We start from the raw sequence: 1,176 nt of genomic DNA on the forward strand, positions 1-1,176 counted from the left end.
CAAAAAAGCACAGCGACGGTGCCTTTCCCAAAGCTGAAGAAGAAGACAACCGGTTGCCATCTAGCACCTCCTGAATGGAAACCGATTGCCCTTCTAGGGCCAGCCCCAAGCTAGTTCACTGAGATGCCCGGCCCAAAGTTGAAGTAGGTGGTGCTGCCAGGGTTGGTGGTGTTGTCAAAGGTGCTAAGGGTAGTACCGCCGACCGTAATCGGCCCAGGTGAAGGAATGGCGGGAGTCACCCGGATCTGGCCGCCAAAGGGGATGGTAAAGGAAGTGGGGAAGATAACCACGTCCCCAGACACCGAGGTGGAGGTGGCAATTACTGTGCCATCTGCTTGTCGAATGGTTACTGTGGCCCCTGCCGGCAAGCCCGGGATCGTAATCCGCAGGCCAGCAGGAGTGGGCGTGGGGGTGGGTGTCGGCGTGGGTGTTGGAGTTGGAGTGGGCGTGGGAGTAGGCGTCGGAGTTGGTCTAGGGGTGGGTGTCGGAGTGGGCGTTGCCGTGGGTGTGGGGGTCGGAGTTGGCGTGGGGGTGGGTGTTGGAGTTGGTGTAGGGGTTGGAGTGGGCACAGGTGTTGGTGTGGGGGTCGGAGTTGGCGTGGGCGTGGCAACCGTGAGAGGATCCCTTGAGGAAGAGCCACAGGCCACCACTAGCCCGGCCAGAGCAGCAGACAATACCAACGAGGCCAGGGAAAAATGCCGCCTATGTGGGAAGTTGCGCTTAGACATTCTCAGACCTCCAGCAAAGTGAGTAGGAATTAGGACAGCGGTTGCAGTCCTGGCCCAGTATCGGCCAGCTTGGGGAAGAACTAACGGGTATTATTCCCTAACCCTAGCCCAGAAGGAAGAGGATCCACGGCTCTGGGCCTAGTCTTGGCTCATAAGGTAGGTAATGGCGCGGTTTTGCTGCTCAACCACCTGGCGCAGCTCGGCAATGCTGGCCCGCAGCTCAGCGATGGACTCCCTAGTTTGGGCAATGGCTGCAAAAACTTGCCCAATCGCCTCTGTGTTTTGGGCAATGACTGCAAAAAGACGCTCAATGGCCTCTGTGTTCTGGACAGTAACTGTGGAAACACGCCCAATGGCCTCCGCGTTCTGACCAATGGCTGCAAAAACTTGCCCAATCGCCTCTGTGTTTTGGGCAATGACTGCAAAAAGACGCTCAATGGCCTCTGTG

Annotated in this window: 2 protein-coding genes; both read right to left on the reverse strand. The window is 57.9% G+C overall.

Annotated elements, in window-relative coordinates; all coding sequences use genetic code 11:
- Positions 1–110 precede the first annotated feature (110 nt).
- Entirely contained in the window at positions 111–728 is a 618-nt protein-coding gene (locus tag NW806_RS10945) for a hypothetical protein (RefSeq protein WP_414411128.1), read from the reverse strand.
- A 138-nt stretch (positions 729–866) separates the two neighbouring features.
- The coding region (locus NW806_RS10950) for a hypothetical protein (protein ID WP_414411129.1) at positions 867–1,176 on the reverse strand (310 nt) is incomplete at its 5' end.

Source organism: Synechococcus sp. W65.1 (assembly GCF_047461615.1).
In the GTDB taxonomy this organism is placed as follows: Bacteria; Cyanobacteriota; Cyanobacteriia; order Thermostichales; family Thermostichaceae; genus Thermostichus.

Bases quoted from the DNA above. Each gene is read 5' to 3' on its own strand.
- NW806_RS10945 (WP_414411128.1), bottom strand. From the start codon at position 728: ATGTCTAAGCGCAACTTCCCACATAGGCGGCATTTTTCCCTGGCCTCG.